Below are 19914 nucleotides of genomic sequence, written 5' to 3'. Positions count from 1 at the left end.
GCATGCGATACTGTTCTCACATATCAGGCCGAGTGGCTTGCACAGCGCTTACTTTATCCAGCGCTGATCTGGGTTTCAGCCCTGCTCCATCTTGCAACCCTATCCCCCATACGGGTGCAGCATGAGCTACGGCGCTGCACCCGACGGGATGGCCGCACTCTTCGACCGCGACGGTGCCCGCAAATATGTCTGCGGTGCGGAGTGGGGACGGTTCCTTGCCGTCGCCCGGCGGCGTGACGCCGCCACGGATACGTTCTGTCGGCTGCTGGCCTACACCGGCTGTCGCCTGAGTGAGGCGCTCTCGCTCTCGCCCGAGCGGCTCGATCCCGAGACCGGCCGGGTGATCTTCCGCACCCTCAAACGGCGTCGGCGCGTTTTCCGCGCCGTGCCCGTCCCTCCCGATCTCATGCGGGCACTAGGGGCGCTCGCCCTGGGCAAGGCGTCCGACGTGCCCCTGTGGGGCTGGTGCCGCCAGACAGGCTGGCGGCGGGTGAAGGCGGTGATGGACGACGCCGGCATCACCGGCTCGCAGGCTTGCCCCAAAGGGCTGCGGCACGGGTTCGGCATCGCCAATGCCGAGAACAACGTGCCTGCCGCGCTCACTCAGCGCTGGCTCGGTCATGCGCGGCTGGAGACGACCGCGATCTATCAGCACGCGGTCGGCCGCGAAGAGCGCGCGTTCGCTGAGCGTGTCTGGCGACGGATGCCTGGGGCGGGATAGGCACCCATCTGCAATGGGCGGCAATCGCAGTTCACTGTCGATTGGCGATCTTCCTCGGTGTCGGCAGGTGCCGACTGGAGGACATGCGATGGGCTTTTTCGACAACATCCCGCTGGACGATCTGGTGATCAATCTGCGTCAACGCGCCGACGGCGCGGCGGGCGTTGAAGGTGCGATCCTGGGGGCAGGACTTGGACTGCTAGCGGCCGTGAAGATCGCCAGGGCGGGCAATCGTGTCGTCACCCCGTCCAGCGTCGTGGCCAGCGCTCTGGTTGGCGCGGCGTATGGCGTCCTCAACAAGCGGCTGATCCAGGTCGATGAAGAGCGGTGAAGGGCAGCGCCCGCCGCCGCTCGGAAGCGTTTGATCTCGAGTAGGATGCCGACTTCGCGGTTCGTACAAGGCGGCTCGCTTCAACCTCGATGAGGTTTGCAGCTCCGCCCCGCGGTGCGGCGCTACGCGGCCTGTTCCCGTCCCGCTATCATGGTCGGCCTTTTGACTCCTCGTTTGTCACGCATTCCGCGCGGCAAGAAAGGAGGACGCCATGACCATCACCGACATCGCCTTGCTGCTCGCTGCCTTGGCGCAATTGTTCGCTGCCATTGCTGAACTCATCGAAGCCGCGCGGGGTGCTTCGCCCTAGCGGCGGGGCAGTTGCCCCGCCTTTGCGGCCGTTAGCCGTCCAAGTCCGCAAGCTGCGCCAACCGTCCACGAAACCCGTCGGCGATGGAGACGGAAATAGCCGTCGGAAATTCAGCGGGGAGGCCTGCCAAGGTTTGATCGAGCGCGTCCGGGCCAATGGCCTGCAGCTCGCTGAAAACCTCTCGGATGGTGGCCTCGGGGATACCGATATTGGAGGCCATCTGGATGAAGTGGCGGGGGACGATGCTGTCGATTTCGTAGTGGCGATTGGCACCAACCGCCATGGCCAGCTTCATCCGGTTCCGGCGGATTTGTCCGGCGTCCACACTGGGCTGCGCGGAGAGGACGTCATAAAGCGGCGTCATTCGGTAGCCGCCACCGGGGAAGAGGAAGATGCTGAAATTCTTGGCGTGACCGTCGGTCGCGCCGAGCAGCCAAAAGACGACGAGCGTTTTCAGGAAGAGGCGTTGATCGGCGCGCCCTTCATCGCTCCCCGCCAGGAGCCGGGAAATCTCCCGGATGCCGGGGCCGCCATCTTTCTCGTACTTGCGCGTCCCCGGAACGGAGAGAGCTTGGCAGCAATCCTCTTGGGGTCGGCGCAGCAGGCGGCCGTCCTCAGTCCAAAGGCGGTCGAAACGTTCGACGATCAGAACCTTCTTGTCGCCGAACTGCGCCATCTCGACCTCTGCGGTTGGCAGGCCGAGCGCCTTCGTCAGCGTGAGGCAGAAATACTCGTTCTCGACGCTGTTGGAGAGGTCGATGCCGTTGGGCAGTTGGCCGATCTGGGGTTTGAAAATGTGCGTGGTCGCGGTGGTGCCGAGGGGCTTCATCCAGCGCCCCTCGAATTTCAGGAGGGCTGTTTTTTCCTGCGCGCCGGCGATGGAAATCCGAAAGTCGTCATCGTCCTCGATCCCGAGCGGGGCGGTGATCAGGTGGCTCAGTATCTCGGCTATTTCCTCGTCGCTGACGGGGGCACCCCGCACAGATCCGGCGAGGCCAGGTTCTTCGTCGCCGACGAGGAACTGCATCGCCCCGACGCAATCCCGCCCCAAGGCCGCCAAGAGACTGTAGGCGTCGATGCCCTCTGCGCGGACATGGCCAGCGATGCGCTTTCGGATCGCGTCGTTGTCAGGAAGCAGGTTGTCAAAGACGGCTATGACGTCGGCGCCGATATAGCGATCCTCCCGCAATGGCAGCGAGAGGGAGACGGGCAGCGCGTTCTCCCAGGAAAGCCATGACGGGTCGTACTGGAAGTCTATCGCGCCCGACGATGCGCGGCTCAATCGGCCGATGCGTCGGCTGTTTAAGAACACCCCGAGCGGGGGATACTTGCGGGTGCGCGCCATTAGAACAGGTCGCCAAGGTCACGCACGTCGCCCTTGCGGCGCGGGCGCACGACCATTTCCAATTCCAGCGCGTTGAGGATCGAGAACAGCGTCTCCAGGTTTGTGCCCCTCTCGCCGGACTCCAGTTCGGAGATCGTGGCCTGCCGTTTGCCGATGATCGTTCCAAGCTGGGCTTGGGTGAGATCGGCCTTCTTGCGGCATCGGCGAATGACCGCGCCGAGCTGTTTTTCATTGCGAGAAGCGTGTTCCATAGATGGCACCTTTCGCGACAAATATACGGAAATCCGTATTAAATGTCAATATACGTTTCATCGTATATGGATGAAATATACTCTGAGCCGTATATCGGAATCATATACGCCCGCCCGTATAATTTTGATTCCGGCAATCGTCGGCAACCGACAAGTCGCTCAATCCTCTCCACCGTTTCCGACGTTGAACGAGGAGACGGAAATGACCGAAGCACGGCTTACCTATCGGGTTGATGAGGTGGTGAAGATCACCGGGCTGAGCCGCTCGACGCTCTATCGGCTGGCGGCTCGCAAGGAGCTGCCACTGGTCAAGGTGTGCGGCCGAACCCTCATCGCCCGCACTGACCTAGAGGACCTGATTGCGCGCATGCGCACGGGTCTGCCTATGCAGCCCGCTGCTGCATAGGGACGACGGTCGATTTCTTGCCGCAGTAGCCTGCCCAGGCCTCCATGAGCCGCCGCCGCTTTGCGAAGGCATCGGAGCGCCGATAGGCGCGCTCGACGGCATCACCCACCGTGTGCGCGAGGGCGGTCTCCACGACCTCGCGGGCGAAGTTGGTGCAGTCACCTGCCCAATCGCGGAAGGCCGAGCGGAAGCCATGAACCGTGGCATCCTCGATTTCCATCCGACGCATGAGCATGGCCATCGACATTTGCGAGAGCTGTCCGGTGCCATCCCGATTGGGGAACACGAAGCCATCCTTCGCTCCGCCCAGGAGCGGCTGAACCTTCGCCAACACAGCCAACGCCGCAGGGGTGAGCGGCACCCGGTGGATCACGCGCGCTTTCATTCGGCTGGCAGGGACAGCCCAAACCGCCGCTGCAATGTCGATCTCCGACCAGCGTGCGCCGAGCGTTTCGCCGGTGCGCGCGGCGGTCAGGATGGTGAATTCGAGCGCGCGCGCCGCGACCGCCGGTCGGTCGCGCAAACGCTCCATGAAGTCGGGCAGCAGCTCGAACGGCATGGCGGCGTGGTGGCCACGGGAGAGGTGTTTGCGCTTGGGCAACAGCACGTCGAGATGGCCGCGCCAGCGCGCAGGGTTCTCACCGCCGCGCAGCCCCTTGGCTTTGGCGGCATCCATCACGCGCTCGATGCGACCACGAAGGCGCGAAGCGGTTTCGGGCGTGCGCGTCCAGATCGGGCGCAGCACCTGGATGACATCCTCGGTGGTGACTTCATCGACCCGCTTGGGGCGAAGCGCCGACGCGGTCTCCTTCAACGACACCTCCCACTGCGCCCAGTGCTTGGTGTTGCTGAGGGAGTTTTTCAGGCCAGCGAGCACATCGTCGGCGACATCGCCGAAGGTCGCGCCACTGCGTTCCGCCTTGCGGACAGTGATTGGGTTCTTACCCGAGGCGACCATGCGGCGCGCATCGGTCGCCGCGTCGCGGGCGTCGGCAAGCGTGATGGTGCCAGCGCTGCCGAGCCCCATCTCCTTGCGCTTTCCCTGCCACTGAAAAACGAACACCCAGCGTTTCGCCAGGCTGGTGTCGATGTGCAGATAGAGCCCGCCACCATCGGCATGCCTGCCGGGTTTCTTGAGGGCGGCGACTGTCCTTGCACTCAGGCGGTTGGTAGAACGAGCCATGCGGTCGATTGCCGTTTTAGGGCGTCGAGCCTGTCGCTTTCATCCTCAAATCCATCATCAAAGATGGCTGCGATTGGGAGCGTCAGGTGGACACAAGGTGAGACGAAGAGTGTTGAAAACACCAATCAACACAACACCTTATGACCTAGCATGACATTGCCGGACATTGGAGACTGGCGGACACCCTCTCCGCCACCCACCCAGCGCACTCGGCTCGGCCTAAGCTGGCGCCCACACACCCAGCCAAATCCCCCGCCTTCTCCCGGCCCGACTGCCGTTGGCGGCCGTTTGATGCCGCCATTCCGGACAACTAGGCTCTTTGGTCCGGCGCTGTTTCCGCGCGTCCGCGATCCAGAGCTGACACGTGAAGTCAGCCCGGCCGAAACAGCCTGTCGACAAAGGCCTTGTCGAACTCCGTCCGAAACCTCCAGACTTGAGGGGTCGCGGTCGCGTCTCCGGAGACATTGATGGGCCTTGCTGAACCTGATCCCGCGCTTGTCGAGCGCCTGGACGCCGCCGCGTTGAGGGGCATGACGCTTGCCGTGTGGGCGGACGTGCAGCCTGATCAGGTCGCGGTCCATGACCCCGACGGAACGGCCCACACCTTTGCGACGGTCAACGCCAACGCCAATCGCCTGGTCCGGTTGCTCCGGGACAGAGGGCTGGGCGTGGGCGACTCCGTCGCGCTGGTCTGTTCCAACCGGGTCGAGTTCGTTGAGGTTCTGGCCGCGACCCTTCGCGGTGGGATGCGGCTGACGCCCGTGAACTGGCACCTGTCGGCGGACGAGATCGCCTACATTCTCCAGGACTGTGAGGCCCGCGCTGTGATCGCCGACGCACGCGTCGCCAACGTCGCGGGGGCGGTCGCCCTGTGTCCCGGCCTTGAACTGAAGCTCTCGGCCGGAGGAACGATCCACGGGTTCGACCCCTATGCCGCGGCGATCGCCGCATTAGACGGGAGCGATATCGACGATCCCGTGCTCGGCAACGGCATGATGTACACGTCCGGCACCACCGGCAGACCGAAAGGGGTGTTCCGGCCCAACCCGCCGGTGACACCCTACGCCACCTACCTGATGCGAGGGTACGACCCGCGCACGTCGGTGCAGATGTGCGCCGGCCCGGCCTATCACGCCGCGCCCCTCGCCTTCGATGTCCGGGCGGCCATGGCCGGCGGAGCGGCGCTGGTCTTTATCGACCGGTGGGACTCCGAGCAGGTGCTGCGGACGATTTCAGAACGGAAGGTGACCCACTTCCACCTGGTCCCGATCATGTTCCAGCGGCTGCTGGCGCTGCCGGACGCGGTCAAGGCCCGCTACCCGGTCGACCATGTACGCTTCATCATCCACGGCGCCGCGCCCTGCCCGCCAGACGTGAAGCGGGCGATGATCGACTGGTTCGGCCCGGTGCTGACGGAATACTACGCGGGCTCCGAGGGCGGGGCCGGGTTCCTCATCGACTCCCATGAGTGGTTGAGCAAGCCGGGCAGCGTCGGCAAACGCCCTGCCCTGCTGCAGGTGCGCATTCTCGACGAGGCCGGCCGCGACCTGCCCAACGGCCAGGCCGGGGCTATCTACCAGCAGCTGCCGCCGGGCGGAGCGTTCACCTATTTCAAGGACGAAGCGAAGACCCAGGCGTCCCGCGTGGACGACTTCTTCACCATGGGCGACGTCGGCTACTTCGACGAGGACGACTACCTCTTCCTGACCGGCCGCAACGCCGAGACGATTATCTCCGGCGGGGTGAACATCTATCCGCAGGAGATCGACAACGAGCTGGTCAAGCACGCCGCCGTGGCGGACTCGGCGACCATCGGCGCGCCGCACGACGAGTGGGGCGAGCAGGTGAAGGCGGTCATCCTGCTCCATCCCGGACATGAGCCGAGTGACGCACTGGCGCAGGAAATCCTCGCTTTCGCCAAAGCCAGTCTCGCCAGCTTCAAGGTCCCGAAAAGCCTCGACTTCGTGACCGAACTGCCGCGATCCGAAGCCGGAAAGATACAACGCAACAAGGTGCGCGCGCCCTATTGGGAAGGACGCGCGCGCCAGATCTGACGGGCACCGGCCCGAACGCACAAGAACAAGACGACGACCAGGAGGAACGACATGGCCGATTTCGGCGGCGCCGACGCGGAGGCTTTCCGCGCAGAGGCGAAGGACTGGCTGGCGGCCAATTTCCCGCCGTCGATAGCCGGGGTGGACGTGGCCATGGCCAACGCCACAGGCCCGGTGGAGGGTGACGCCTTGCTGTGGAAACAGCGCATGGGCTCGAAGGGCTGGGGCACGCCGACCTGGCCGAAGGAATACGGCGGCGGCGGGCTGAGCGCCGCAGAAGCGCGCATCCTGCAGCAGGAGATGAACCGCATCGGCGCCCGCAACCCGATCGGCGGCATGGGCATCATGATGTTCGGCCCGACCTTGCTGGAATACGGCAGCGAGGAGCAGAAGCAGCGCCACATCCCGCCCATTTGCCGTGGCGAGATTCGCTGGTGCCAGGGCTATTCCGAGCCCGGCGCCGGGTCCGACCTGGCGGCGCTGCAGACCCGCTGCGAGGACATGGGGGACCACTTCCTGGTCAACGGCCAGAAGATCTGGACCTCGGGCGCCCAGTACGCCGACTGGTGCTTCTGTCTCGTGCGCACGGATTTCACCACCAAGCACGAGGGCATCAGCTTCATCCTGTTCGACATGCGCACGCCGGGCGTCGAGGTGCGGCCGATCAAGCTGATCAGTGGAAACTCGCCCTTCTGTGAGACCTTCCTGACCGACGTGAAGGTGCCCAAGGAGAACCTCGTCGGCGAGCTCAACAAGGGCTGGACCATCGGCAAGCGGCTGCTCATGCATGAGCGCAACAGCCTGTCGGGCGGCGGCGGCTCGGCCGGCCGGTTCGCGGCCGGAACGCCTCTGGACAAGCTGGCGAAGGACTACATCGGGGTGGACGAGTCCGGCCGGATCGCCGACCCCGACCTGCGCGCGCGCCTGATCCGGCACCAGATGGAGGCGAAGGCCTTCATGCTGACCCTGATGCGCGCCCAGGCCGAGAGCAAGGGCGGCGGCGGACCGTCGGCGGCGACTTCGATCATGAAGAACGTGGGCTCCAAGGTCGGCCAGGAAAGGGCCGAGCTGGCCATCGAGATCATGGGCTCCCAGGGTCTCGGCTGGGAGGGCGAGGGCTTCAGCGACAAGGAGCTGGAGCAGACCCGCAACTGGCTGGGCGGCAAGGCCACGACGATCTACGGCGGTTCGGCCGAGATCCAGAACAACATCATCGCCAAGCGTATCCTTGGCCTTCTTGATCACCAGTAGGGGGCGCGGACGATGGCTGTCCTGACCGAAGAACAGACGATGCTGCGCGACGCAGCCAGGGCGTGGGCGCAGGAGAAGGCCCCGGTGACGGCGCTGCGTAAGGCGCGTGATAGCGGAAATCTGCTGGGTTATGCGCCGGAGGCCTTCGCCGAAATGGCCGAGATGGGCTGGGCCGGGGTGGTCATCCCGGAAGACCACGGCGGATCAGAGTTCGGCTATCTGAGCCTGGGGCTGGTGCTCGAGGAGCTGGGTCGCACCCTGGCGGCATCGCCGTTGGCGGTGTCGTCCATGGCGGCCGCCAGCGCCCTTGTTCGCGCCGGTACAGAAGCCCAGAAGGCCGCCTGGCTGTCGGGAATCGCCTCGGGTGAAACCGTTGCGGCCCTGGCCGTCGACGAAGGCCCTCGCCACGATCCGGTCCGCACGGCGATGGCCGCCAGGGCTGCCGGTGGCGGTTACAGCCTCTCCGGGACCAAGACCTTTGTCGCCGAGGCCATGGCGGCGTCGCTCTTCATCGTGGCGGCCCGCACCGCCGGCGCGCCGGGCGACGCGACGGGGATCACCCTGTTCCTCGTGCCTGCCGACGCCGCCGGGCTGTCGAAGGCCCCCCGGCACACCGCCGACAGCCGAGATTATGCCGCCCTGACGCTCGACGGGGTAACGGTCGGAGCGGATGCGGTGCTCGGCGAGGTCGGCGGCGGCTACGCCCTGCTCGAACGCACCCTCGATATCGCCCGCATCGCCGTCTCGGCGGAGATGCTCGGCATGTCGGCCCAGGCGTTCGACACCACGCTCGAGTATCTGAAAACACGCGTGCAGTTCGGCCAGACCATCGGCAGCTTCCAGGCCCTGCAGCACCGGGCGGCGAAGATGTTCAGCGAACTGGAACTGGCCCGCTCGTGCGTTGAGGCGGCCCTCACGGCCATCGACCAGGACGCCGACGACCTGCCGCAGCAGGCCGCCCTGGCCAAGGCCGTGGCCGGCGACACCCTGAACCTGATCTCGCGCGAGATGGTGCAGATGCATGGTGGCATCGGCATGACCGATGTCCATGACGCCGGCCTCTACCTCAAGCGCGCTCGCGCCGTGGAAGCCCTGTTCGGCTCCACCGCCTGGCATCGCGACCGTTGGGGCAGGATGCAGGGGTATTGACCGAGGAACCGGAAGAGCCCGCCGCAACCCCGGAGGACCACGCCGAGCGGGAAGCCGCCTACGAGACGTTCGTCTGGGACAACCTGCGCAGCAACTACGTCGGCAACTTCGTGCACGGCATGCTCGGCATGACGGGCTTCCGGCTGGTCAATGCGCCGACCTTCCTGCCAGCCTACCTGCACCTGATCTCGGGTTCGAACACGATCGTGGGACTGGGCCTGGCCCTCCAGCAGATGGGCGGCATCATTTCGCCGATCGTGGCCGGGGCGAAGATCGAGCACCTGCGCAAGATCATGCCCACGGCGGTGGTGATGGGCAGCCTGGGCCGCCTGGCGATTCTGGGCATGGCGCTGGCGGGCTGGTTCCTCAAGGACCGGGCGCTCGTCGTCACCCTGCTGATGTTCGTCTTCCTGTTCGGCGTGTTCATGGGCGCCCAGCGTGTCGCCTTCTCCCTGCTGATGTCGAAGGTCATCCCCATCAGCCTCCGGGGTCGGCTGCAGGCCTGGCGCAACGCCGTCGGGGGACTGATCGCGGCCGTCCTGGCTTACGTCTCAGGCAAGTATCTGATCGGCGAAAATGTGCTGGGCAACGGCTACTCGACGACCTTTGTCCTGGCCTTTATCCTGACCAGCGCGGGCCTGTGGTTCCTGCAGTTCCAGATCCGCGAGCCCGAGCCGCCGACCCTGCGCGAGCCGGTGCGGCTGCGCGACCGTATGCGCGACGTGCCCGGTCTGATCGGCGCCGATCCGGCCTATCGCTGGTTTCTGGTGGTGCAGATGCTGGCGACCGCCGCCCGGATCGCCACGCCGTTCTACATCCTGCATGTCGGGACCACGATGCATCTGGACGGCGCGACCCTCGGGCTGCTGTCGCTGGCCTTCCTGGGCGCCGACACGGTGTCAAACGTCGCCTGGGGCTACCTGGGCGACCGGTCGGGCTTCAGGCTCGTGCTGCTGTTGTCGATTGTCGGCTGGATCGCCGCGACGCTGCTGCTGATGTCCCTCAACACACCGGCGGCGATCTTCATCGCCTTCTTTGTCCTGGGGGCCGCCCAGGCCGGGTACGGCATGGCTTCACAGACCATGATCCTGGAGTTTGGCCACCGCGACGACCTGCCCATGCGCATAGGCATCTCGGCGACCGCCGAGGGGGTCACCGCCACCCTTGGCCCGCTGATCGGCGGGACGGTCGCCGACCTCTTCGGTTACAGCGTGGTCTTCGGCGCGTCCCTGGGCCTGCTGGCCGCGGCCCTACTCACGCTGGTGGTCGCCGTGCACGAGCCGCGCCGGAAGCGGATCTGACCGGGGAAGCCGTCGGCGGGATGAATTCAGTGTGAGCAAGTCAGTCGATATCAAAGAGGCCGCCTTGGTCGCGAAAAGTCGCCAAAGGCGGATGAGGATTCGCTACTGACTGGCCCCACCGCCATCGCGCTACAGATAGAGACAACGCAAGAATTTGTTGCCGTGTAAGGGGTTGTGGCCTTATGGCGCTTCAAGGAGTGCAACAAAACGAACTGCCAGTATTAGTAGCTCCGGTGTCGAGTGAAGCGCGTTCCGGACCACAAGTTGCCCTTCGAGCGCGAAGGGGTCTTGTAGTTCACTCGTGGGGTCCCGGCAGCCGCCCCGCACCTCCTAGAGGCCAAGGGACAAGTCAGGGCCTCCCTCAAGACCGACAACCTTTAGGAAGCTCGGCTCGCCTCGCCCCATATTCAGCCCACTTCGAGCTTCGGGTGGCGCTTGCAACCTGCCCAACTGTCTCCACAGTCGCGGTGTCCGCCGAGAAGGTCACAACGCCATGCTGCAAGGACATGAAAGCCGCGAGGCTGGCAAACTAAGTCGGGCCGGCCGGAATGGCCCCGTCCTTTCCCAACGACCAGGCGGCTTCCCACGCGCCGTCCGCTAAGGTGTGTTGGGTCCCGAGAGTTGGTCGGAAGATTAGGTGTACCTTAAGATTGGGCGTATTGTTGGCGTTGGACGGGCAGACAAGGAGCTTCTGAGCTGAGCCCTACGATTTGAATTTCTACTGTTTTCGTTCTCGTCGACGGATGTCCAGTTAGGGGTTCTCGACCCCGTTGCTCTCGTGCATCTCGCCTGGCAGGCGGCGGCTCGTCAGGTCCAGATCACGAGCCGCCGCGCGGTAAGACACCAGCTTGTCCGTCGTATACGACTGCTAGTAGCGCAGCCGGAATCCGATGGAGGCGCTGACTTCGGTGTAGTTGTCATTGAACTTGACGGCCGTGTCGCCGAAGGCCGACCACCCACCGACTCCCACACCCACCAGGCTGGCCCGGAACTCCCCGTATGCGCCGTCGAAGGTGTCGACGAGCGCCAGATCGGAGCCGCTATTGACGAGGACGACGCCGTTCTCGCCCGATAGTTCGTCAACACCGCGCAGCGAGACGTTGTAGCGAGTCCGCCAGCCGTTCGCGGCCGTCGTCACATCTCCGGACAGGCGAACGCCCGCGCTGAGGCGCTTGCTTTCGGCTGAGTCGAACCTGAACGTGGTCCCCGCCGCGGCGAGATCGTCGATCGAGCTGGTCGCGTAGTTGAAGCCGACGCTGGGTTCGAGGGTCGAACCGTGCACGAACGGAACGCGGAAGCCGGTCTCCACCGAAGCGCCGCGCGTATCGATGGTCGCTTCTTTCGGCACATAGCCGGCCAGCATGGGCGACGAGACCCGTGCGGTCAGGTTGTTGATCCCCACCGTGCCGGCCACGAAGAACCCGTCGTGCATAAAGGTCAGGTGGCCGCTGGCGACCAGACCTTCCAGTTCATTGGACGTGTGCCGACGGTCAAAGTCCGCGTTCGACAGGACATAGGCGGCCGAAGCGCCGGCGGCCCAGACGCCGGCGCCCGACGACCGGACCCCGTCGACCCCGACCGTCACCGACTGGATGTCCTGGGTGTAGGAGGCGTCATAGGCGTAGGTCGCGCCCACCGAAACGAACCTCTGGTCAACCTCGCGGCTGGCCGTCAGGCCCTTGATGTCCATCCAGACGCCGCCCTTGGCTTCGCTGGCTCCATCGGTGTCCGCGAGGGCGTCCCGCAGATCGGCCTGTCGCTCGCCGGAGCGGGCGGTGGCGTACCAGAGGGTTTGCGCCTGGGCGCCGAGAGTCGCGATCTGGTAGGCCTGCTCCTTGGGTGCGCTGACCAGAACGGTCGCGCCGGCGCCATTGACCGCCAGCTGGCTGAAGAACAGACCCGGCTTGTCGAGCGCGCCGCCGAAGATGGTGGCGTTGTACCAGCTCGATCCGGCGTCGAGTACGAAGTCGCCGGCATGGGTGGCGCCGCTGACGATCAGGATGCCCGCCGGGTTGAAGCTGCCGAAGCCCGAGGAAGCGTCGCGGACCCGGACCAGGGTGCGGCCCGAACTGGAGCCGACGGTCAGGGTGTCGGACCGGCTGCCGGGCGCGCCCAGATCCGTGTCGATGGACAGGCGGGCCGCACCGGAACCCACGTAGGTCGAGCCCGTCGCGACGATGGAGTCGCCGACGATCCCGTTCATCATCTCCAGCGTGCCGGAGTTGTTGAACCGGGTCAGGCTGGTCAGCGTGAAGCGCGATCCGCCGGCCAGCACCGGGTTGAATCCGACGAACGTGGTTCCGCTGTTGGTGAAGGTGTTGACCCCGCCCCGGAAATCAAAGGTCGTGAGCGCGCCCATCGTGGCGAGGTCGCCGGCGTTGACGAAGTTGTCGTCTCCGGCGCCGAACACCGACAAACCGCCGGTCAGGAAGGTTGTTCCAGGCGCGCTGCTCAGCTGGCCAGTGTTGGATCCCGTGAGGGCGGAAAAGTCGATCCGTCCGGCGATAATGCCGCTGTTGTTGACAACAACGGAGCCGCCCGTGGCGCGAAGCGCCACATCATAGACCGAGCCGCTGGTCGACTGGACAACCGCGCCGGTCGCCACATTGACCGTCGAACTCGATCCCGACGCCGTGTTGAGGTTGATCACGGCGGTGTCCGGATCGGTGATCCGTCCCGCGACGAGGCTGTTGGCCGCGATGTTGATCACGCCGCCGCCGGCCGAGGTCGCGTTGATCGCCGGGCCAAAGGCGGAGATGACGTCGCCCGCGACGTTCAGCACAAGGCCGCCCGTTCCGGAGGTGATGTCGATCGCCGCGCCCGAACCGCTCGTCACCGAGTCGGTGGTCGTGATCGACGTCGATCCGGCGCCGGTCGAGATGGCGCTGATGCCGGTGGTGGCGCCGGCGACCGAACCGTTGACCACCAGGGTGGTGGCCCCGCTTCCGCCGACGGCGGAGATTCCCGCGCCGTTGAAGCCGATAACCTGCGATCCGACGGCCGTGCCCAGGTTGACCGAGCCGTTCCCGGTCGTGGCGATATAGACGCCGATGTCGCCTTCAACCGTGCCGCCGGCGACGGTGTAGGAGACGTCGCCGCCGCCCCGGATGACGACGCCGTAGGCGCCGGGATCGATGACGCCGGTGCTCGTGACGGTGATCGCCCCGGTGCCGCCGTGCACGGCATAGATGCCGCTGCTCTGCAGGCCCGCGCCCGGATCAACGTAGATGCCGCCGGTCGAATGAATGATCAGGTCGGAGGCGCCCGAGTCGATGATGGCCTGGATGCCGGTTCCGACCGTGTTGCCAAGGCCGCTGGCCCCGATGTCGCCGGCCTGGTTGATCAGGATGGCCCCGTCGACGGTGTGTGCGTCGATGCCCAGAAGCGCGCCCGGCGAAATCGTGCCGGCGGCGGCCGTGGTGATCGTCAGGGCGCCCGATGTGGTTGATCCGTAGATGCCCGTTCCGGCGGTGGTGATGGCGCTGCCGATGCCATTGACGCCGCCGATGTTGACCGCTCCGGCGCCCAGGGTCGTGCCCATGATACCGACGTTGGTGGCCAGGATCGATCCGCCGGCGCTGTTGATGACGATGGCGCCGGCGTTGCCGGCTTCAATCCGGGCAGCGATGCCGACGCTGGTCTGGGCCGTATCCAGGCCGCCGATCGCCGACAGGTTGTTAATGGCGATGTTGTTCGCGCCGCTGACATTCCAGACGTTCGCCAGGATGCCATAGCCACCGTCCGCGCGGATCAGGCCACCGGTCGCGGTGCTGATCGCGATAGTCCCCTTGCCGTAGAGGTTGGCCAGGATCGCGGATCGGCCCGGGCCGCCCGTGACGGAACCGCCGGTGGCGATGGAAATCCCCGACCGGTCGGTCGCGGCGTCGCTGATGGCTTCAATGCCGTTGTAGGTGCCGCTGGTCGATCCTGACGTCGTGATCGAAATCAGGGAGTCGCCTTCGCTGTAGGCGTAGATGCCGTCCCACGTTCCGTTGAGGGCCGAATTGGCGGTGACCGTCCGGGACGCGATCGTGACGTCGCCGCCGTTCGCCTGGGCGCTGATGCCGGAGCCGCCGGTCGAGGTGACGTCAGCCGCCCGGATGGTGATGGTGTTGGTCGCCAGGGTCCCGAAGTTGACCCCGACGATGCCGTAGCTGGTCTGGCCAACAACCGGGCCGGTCACATCGACCAGCACCGAACCGTTGGGAGCCGTGTACTGACTGGCGGCGACGATGCCGCGCGTGGCCCCGGTGACCGCGCCGGCATAGACGTTGACGTCGCCGGCGCTGGCGCCGAACAGGCCGGTGCCGCCGGAGGTGATGGCGCCGCCGAGACGCTGGTCAGCCGTGCCGATGCTGACCGCGCCCGACCCGGTGTTCTTGGCGTAGATGGCCGCCGCGGATCCATAAATCCCGGCGGTCGCGCCGCTGGTCACCGTCGAAGCGGTATGGATGGTGATGGCGCCGACGCCGCTGTTCAGGACCTCGATGCCCTGGCTGTCGCCGCTGATCGCGCCATTGGCGTTGATCGTCACGGCGCCGCCGCTGGACAGCACGTCGATGGCCCGGCCGGTCGAGGCGGTGACTGCCCCGGTGGTCAGAGTGACGCCGCCCGTTCCGCCGGTGACTTCGGCCAGGATGCCGCCGGCGGGGCCGCCGGTGACGGTTCCCGCCGCGTTGACCGTGATCGACCCGCCCGAAGACAGGGCGGCGATGCCGTAGCCGGTCGATGACGTCACGCCCGTGGCGATGAAGTTGGTCATCGTCGTCGCCGCGCCGCCGGTCGAGCGGACCGCGCCGGTGTAAACATTGACGTCGCCCGCGCCGCTGGCGAACAAGCCCGCGCCGTTGGTCCCGGTGACCAGGCCGCCGAGGCGCTGGCCGGACGAGCCGATGTTGATGCCGCCCACGCCGGTCGACATGACCCGCACGCCGCTCTGGCCGGTGACCGGGCCGGCCGCGTTGATGGTGATCGCGCCGCGGGTGGTGGCGCCGTTGGTCAGGGCGTCGATGCCGTTGTAGCTGCCGGTCACCGCGCCGCCGGCGGTGATGGTGATGTTCGCGTCGTGATCGGACTCGGCGTAGATGCCGTCCCAGGTTCCGTTCTGCGCCGCGTTGGCGACAATGGTCCCGGTGGTGGTGATGCCGATGTCGCCACCGACCGTCTGGGCGCTGATCGCCGAACCGCCGGTCGAGGTGACGTCAGCCGCCCGGATGGTGATGGTGTTGGTCGCCAGGGTCCCGAAGTTGACCCCGACGATGCCGTAGCTGGTCTGGCCAACAACCGGGCCGGTCACATCGACCAGCACCGAACCGTTGGGAGACGTGTACTGACTGGCGGCGACGATGCCCCGCGTGCCGGCGGTGATTGCGCCGGCGAAAACGGAGACGTCGCCCGAGCCGGCGGCGAAAACGCCGGTCGTGCCGGCGGTGATCGCGCCGCCCAGGCGCTGGCCTGCCGAGCCGATGGTGACGGCGCCGTTGCCCGCGCCCTGGGAGTCGCCCGCGATGCCGATGGATGCTCCGCCCCGCACGGTCGACGCCGTGTGGATGGTGATCGCGCCCCCCGCATTGCTGTTGGCGATGATTCCTCTGTAGCCGCTGTCGACCGCGCCATTGGCGTTGATGGTCACGGCGCCCTCGCCGGCGTCGACGGCGATGCCGCGATTGTTGGCCGACGTCACCGCGCCCGCGTTAATCGTCACGGTTCCCGCGCCCGTCGTCGACGCGTAAAGGGCGTCGCCGGTGGCCCGGACCAGAGCGGTCGAAGCGATGACGACCCTGCCACCCGAGGAGGTGGCAATAACACCCGCGCCAGTGACCGGGGCCGCTTGGCCGATACTGTCGCCGACATTGACGGTCACCGCGCCGGTTCCCGAGGTATTGGCGGAGATGCCGTTGAACGCGCCGTTGATCGTGCCGCCGAGCCCGGTGCGGACGTCAATGGCGCCCGTTCCGTTGGTCACGGCCAGGATGCCGGTGCTCGGCGCCGTGATGGCGGAGGTGACGCCATTGCCCTGACCGATCACGATATTGACGTTCGATCCGCCGGAATCGCCCCGCGCCACGATCCCGCTGATCGTCGAACCGATCGTGCCACCGGCGGAATTGATGATCACTGACCGACCGGCGCCCGTGGTAGCGCCATAGAGGCCCACGGCGCCTCCGAGAATGGTGTTCGCGCCGTTCTGGATCGTGACGTTACCGCCGGTCGACAGGGCAAGGACGCCGCCCGAATAGTAGCTCCCGCCGCCCAGAGTGAGGATGACGTCTTCCGCCGCGCTGGACAGCTGAACGCCGGCGCCGCCGCCCCGGATGTCATTGACGCCGACGAGGTTCACCGTCAGCGCGCCGGCCAGAGGCGACGTGCTGTCGACATAGAGCCCGATCGCCATAGGGCCGGCGTTGTTGATAGTGGCGTTGGTCGCGGTAACCGTGTCGTTGGAACCCGAATGGACGGTCAGACCAGAGTTCTGGCCCCCGTCATAGATCAGTCCTGTCCCGCTGCTCACGGTCCCCGTCGTCAGCGCTTTTCCAGGCGCGCCGGTGTCTAGATTTGAGGGCGGATCAAGCGCCAACGCGAGCGTTGGGAGGAAGGCGCAAAGGGCGAAAATGGAAACACTCGCCATCAGCTTACGCGAGGCGCGAACATCTACTCTGGACACTAAACAACTCATTACGCAGGGAACATTACACTCTGCGCAACATGCACAACGCGATCAGAAATATTTTCTGAAAAACATCTGACCCCATTGGCATATCACGCTTCGGTAGATTGTATAGTGGGTTCCCCCAGGTGAAGAACGACAGCCTAGTTAGCTGCACACGTCCATCGATGAGGCGGTTCCGACAGGTGAATTCGACCGACCGGCCACAACGACTTGACGGGGTCGAAAGTGGAGTCGCGTGCGCGTTAGACTGACAGCACCGCCACCGACCCCGCGCATTGGGATCCGTCCGCCGCGCCCTCTGACCAAGCCCGGTGAACACGGGACTATTCCCCCGCAGACCCCACCAGATCCTCGAATTCGGAGCCGCTTTCGACTGCCCTTAGACGGCCTTTGAGACACGCGCATCTCCGCCAGGAAGACCCGGCTTTTCAACAGGCAGAGCAGGGCCCCGCGGCTGAAGGCGGCATCGTCCCGCTATCGCCGTCACGCTTCGCCAAACAGGCCCCGCTGGACCTTCTCGAGCTCCTTGGCGTAGCGGCGGGCGACATAGACCTCCGCCAGCAGGCCAAGCACCTTTCCGGTCCCGTCGGTAACGGCCAGTTCCTCGGTTTCGGTACGATCAAACGTCTGCATGACCTGCTCGATGTTCATGTCCGCGCTCAGAACGATGTCCGTGTTCGTCGCGAGCGTGCTGACCGGACTCTCATCCGCCGGCCCCTCAAGGTAGGCGCTCGCGGTCAGCGCGATTCCGGCGTAGCGCAATGTATCGTCGAGCAGGATCACGCGACTGGTCGATCCCAGCGGAAAGCGCCGCCGGAACTCGGCGAGGGTCGCCGAGGCCGCGATCGTCGCGGTTCCCGACCGCATCATTCCGCCGGCCGTCAACGTCCGCGTCCAGCCAACATCGCGCGCGCTGCGCACGGTCTCGCCCCGCAGGTGCAGGCGCCAGGTGGAGAAGGAATAGCCGAAGCGCTCCCGCACGATGGTGCTGGCGATCAGGGACGCCGCGAGGGTCGCGGCGGACACCCCGAAGTCCCGGGTCGTTTCAAGGACCAGAAACGACATTGTCAGGGGACCGCCCACCACGGCGACAGCCAGGGCGCCCATTCCCACCAATGCAGCGTTCTCGGGATGTATCGGCAACGGCAAGCCCGCGAGGCCCATAACGCGCGCGTAGATCTGCCCGACGAGGGAACCGAGAAACAGCGACGCGAAGAACAGGCCGCCGCGAAAGCCGAAGCCGAGCGAGACGACCGACGCGGTCATCTTCAGCATGAATATCGCCGCCAGCGCGCCCAGCCCGAGTGTGGTGGCGAGGTCGATGTGCAGCGCCCCGTGGCCGGACGACAGGGTCTGGGGCGAAAGAAAGGCGAGGCCAGCGAGCAAAACGCCCCCGATCCCCGGCTGCAGCCAGGTCGGAATCCTCGTCTGCCGCACAAGCCGTTCCGCCGTCCCGACCAGGCGCATGATGACAATGCCGACCGCCGCGCAGATCAACCCAAGGCCGGCGTAGACGACATAGTCCAGCGCGCCCGGGGCCTGGAAAGCCACGATCTGGATCGAGTACGGCGCCACCCGCATCACATGGGCGACCAGAACACTCGCCAGGGCCGCGGCGGCGACCGGGGCGATCATCGAGGGCGTGTAGGAGCCGATGACGATCTCGAAGGCGTAGAAGGCGCCTGTGAGCGGCGCCCCGAAAGCCGCGCCGATGGCGGCCCCCGCGCCCGCGCCCACCAGGGTCCGCAGGTCCTGCCGCCGAAGTCTCAGGCGCTGGCCAAGGCCGGACGCTATGGCGCCGCCGCCCTGGGCATAGGCGGCCTCAAGCCCGACGGAAGCGCCGAAGCCGTTGGACAGCAGCGTCTGGGCGCAAACCACGATGCTGTCGCGAAACGAGAGAATGCCGCCGTAGAGGGCGTTGGCTTCGACGACGTCGATCAACTGACGCGGTCGCCACTTCGCGGCAAGCCAGGTGAACCCGCCGAGCAACAGCCCGCCGACCGGAAGCCAGACAAGGGAGAATATCTGGACCTTCGGCAGCGCACTCAGCCGATCATCGATCGAGAACCCGTACAGCCGCGACTGAAGCCCGTGAGCTACGAGGTTTTGCAGGACCGAAACCAGGCCAGCCGCCGCGCCGACGATCACCGCCAGCGCGATGAACCAGATTTCGCTGGATCGAAGGCGCCCTCGGAGGGCAAGACCTAACCGCCTCATCAGCCCCCCTGTTCAAGCAGGTCGCCTTTTGGACGCCCCCCTCCTAGGACAGGGTCTCCGGTGATCTGATAGTGGATCGACTCGGCGATATTGGTAGCGTGATCGCCGATCCGTTCAAGGTTCTTGGCCACGAACAGCAGGTGCGCGCCGGCCGCGATCGTCCGCGGGTCACCCATCATGTAGGTCAGCAGCTCGCGGAACAGGCTCTCATAGAGCTGATCGATTTCCGCATCCCTCCGCCAGACGGCGACTGCGGCGTCGACATCCCGGGACCGTTGGGCGGCGATGACCTCGGCGAGGCGCGTGAGGACCAGCTGACCCATGCGTAGAACCGATCCGTTGGCGAAGGCCGGAAGCCCGTCTTCACCCACCGCCAGCGCCCGCTTGGCGATGTTCTTCGCAAGATCACCGCACCGTTCCAGATTGCCGGCGATCTTCATCGCCGCGAGGATGTCGCGCAGATCCCGCGCCATCGGGTGGCGCAGGGCGAGCAGGCGAACGGCCTGTTGTTCCGTGCGGGCCTCGAGAAGATCCAGGCGCGCGTCGCCATCCACCGTGCGCCTGGCCAGAGCCAGATCATGACCGGTGATGGCCTCAACGGCGGCCCGGACCTGCTCCAGCACCAGAGCGCCCATCTCGCCGATAGTCTGCTCCAGAGCCGTCAGCTCTTCTTCGTAGGCCTTGACCGTATGGTCCGCCATGAGCGGGTCTCCGTGTTGGACGTC

13 protein-coding genes are annotated in these 19914 nt (G+C 66.0%); 7 read left to right on the top strand and 6 right to left on the bottom strand.

Annotated elements, in window-relative coordinates:
- Nucleotides 1-121: 121 nt before the first annotated feature.
- Together ACODSL_RS14635 and ACODSL_RS14630 are read left to right on the top strand one after the other, a co-directional pair.
- A complete protein-coding gene (locus tag ACODSL_RS14635; RefSeq protein WP_488901434.1) occupies nt 122-721 on the top strand; it encodes a tyrosine-type recombinase/integrase in 600 nt (199 codons plus the stop codon).
- 88 nt (nt 722-809) lie between these two features.
- Nucleotides 810-1052, top strand: a complete 243-nt coding sequence (locus tag ACODSL_RS14630; protein ID WP_488901433.1) for a hypothetical protein — start codon at nt 810-812, stop codon at nt 1050-1052.
- Nucleotides 1053-1393: 341 nt separating this feature from the next.
- Here ACODSL_RS14630 and ACODSL_RS14625 read toward each other — a convergent pair whose 3' ends face one another.
- Nucleotides 1394-2707: a type II toxin-antitoxin system HipA family toxin gene (locus ACODSL_RS14625; protein WP_488901432.1), complete on the bottom strand. Its 1314-nt coding sequence runs from the start codon at nt 2705-2707 to the stop codon at nt 1394-1396.
- Nucleotides 2707-2958, bottom strand: coding sequence for a helix-turn-helix domain-containing protein (locus tag ACODSL_RS14620; RefSeq protein ID WP_488901431.1), 252 nt, complete (start codon nt 2956-2958; stop codon nt 2707-2709). The genes ACODSL_RS14625 and ACODSL_RS14620 overlap by 1 nt, the downstream gene beginning before the upstream one ends.
- Before the next feature lie 202 nt (nt 2959-3160).
- On the opposite strand from ACODSL_RS14620, the gene ACODSL_RS14615 reads away from it, so the two are divergent.
- Complete coding sequence (locus tag ACODSL_RS14615; protein ID WP_488901430.1) at nt 3161-3364, top strand: helix-turn-helix domain-containing protein; 204 nt, start codon at nt 3161-3163, stop codon at nt 3362-3364.
- On the opposite strand, the gene ACODSL_RS14610 is transcribed toward ACODSL_RS14615, so the two are convergent.
- Nucleotides 3342-4547 carry a tyrosine-type recombinase/integrase gene (locus ACODSL_RS14610; RefSeq protein ID WP_488901429.1) on the bottom strand — a complete coding sequence of 402 codons (1206 nt, stop codon included), beginning with the start codon at nt 4545-4547 and terminating at the stop codon, nt 3342-3344. The genes ACODSL_RS14615 and ACODSL_RS14610 overlap by 23 nt on opposite strands.
- Before the next feature lie 467 nt (nt 4548-5014).
- Between ACODSL_RS14610 and ACODSL_RS14605 the strand changes: the two genes are divergently transcribed.
- The 4 genes from ACODSL_RS14605 to ACODSL_RS14590 are packed head-to-tail and all read left to right on the top strand — an operon-like array spanning nt 5015 to nt 10302.
- Nucleotides 5015-6601: an AMP-binding protein gene (locus ACODSL_RS14605; RefSeq protein WP_488901428.1), complete on the top strand. Its 1587-nt coding sequence runs from the start codon at nt 5015-5017 to the stop codon at nt 6599-6601.
- Between the two features lie 51 nt (nt 6602-6652).
- Complete coding sequence (locus ACODSL_RS14600) at nt 6653-7852, top strand: acyl-CoA dehydrogenase family protein (RefSeq protein ID WP_488901427.1); 1200 nt, start codon at nt 6653-6655, stop codon at nt 7850-7852.
- 12 nt (nt 7853-7864) lie between these two features.
- Nucleotides 7865-9001, top strand: a complete 1137-nt coding sequence (locus ACODSL_RS14595) for an acyl-CoA dehydrogenase family protein (RefSeq protein WP_488901426.1) — start codon at nt 7865-7867, stop codon at nt 8999-9001.
- Nucleotides 8998-10302: an MFS transporter gene (locus ACODSL_RS14590; RefSeq protein ID WP_488901425.1), complete on the top strand. Its 1305-nt coding sequence runs from the start codon at nt 8998-9000 to the stop codon at nt 10300-10302. The genes ACODSL_RS14595 and ACODSL_RS14590 overlap by 4 nt, the downstream gene beginning before the upstream one ends.
- An 868-nt stretch (nt 10303-11170) precedes the next feature.
- Here the strand turns inward: ACODSL_RS14590 and ACODSL_RS14585 are convergent.
- The 3 genes from ACODSL_RS14585 to phoU form a co-directional block, all read right to left on the bottom strand.
- The gene (locus tag ACODSL_RS14585; RefSeq protein WP_488901424.1) at nt 11171-16813 is read right to left on the bottom strand and encodes a hypothetical protein; all 5643 of its coding nucleotides are present in this window, start codon (nt 16811-16813) and stop codon (nt 11171-11173) included.
- Between the two features lie 642 nt (nt 16814-17455).
- On the bottom strand, nt 17456-19189 hold the full coding sequence (locus ACODSL_RS14580; RefSeq protein ID WP_488901423.1) for a chloride channel protein: 1734 nt from the start codon (nt 19187-19189) through the stop codon (nt 17456-17458).
- On the bottom strand, nt 19189-19890 hold the full coding sequence (gene phoU / locus ACODSL_RS14575) for a phosphate signaling complex protein PhoU (RefSeq protein WP_488901422.1): 702 nt from the start codon (nt 19888-19890) through the stop codon (nt 19189-19191). Before phoU ends, ACODSL_RS14580 begins: the two co-directional genes overlap by 1 nt.
- Nucleotides 19891-19914: the final 24 nt, after the last annotated feature.

Source organism: Caulobacter sp. FG121, from assembly GCF_057809815.1.
This window is presented reverse-complemented; position numbering and strand designations above follow the sequence as displayed.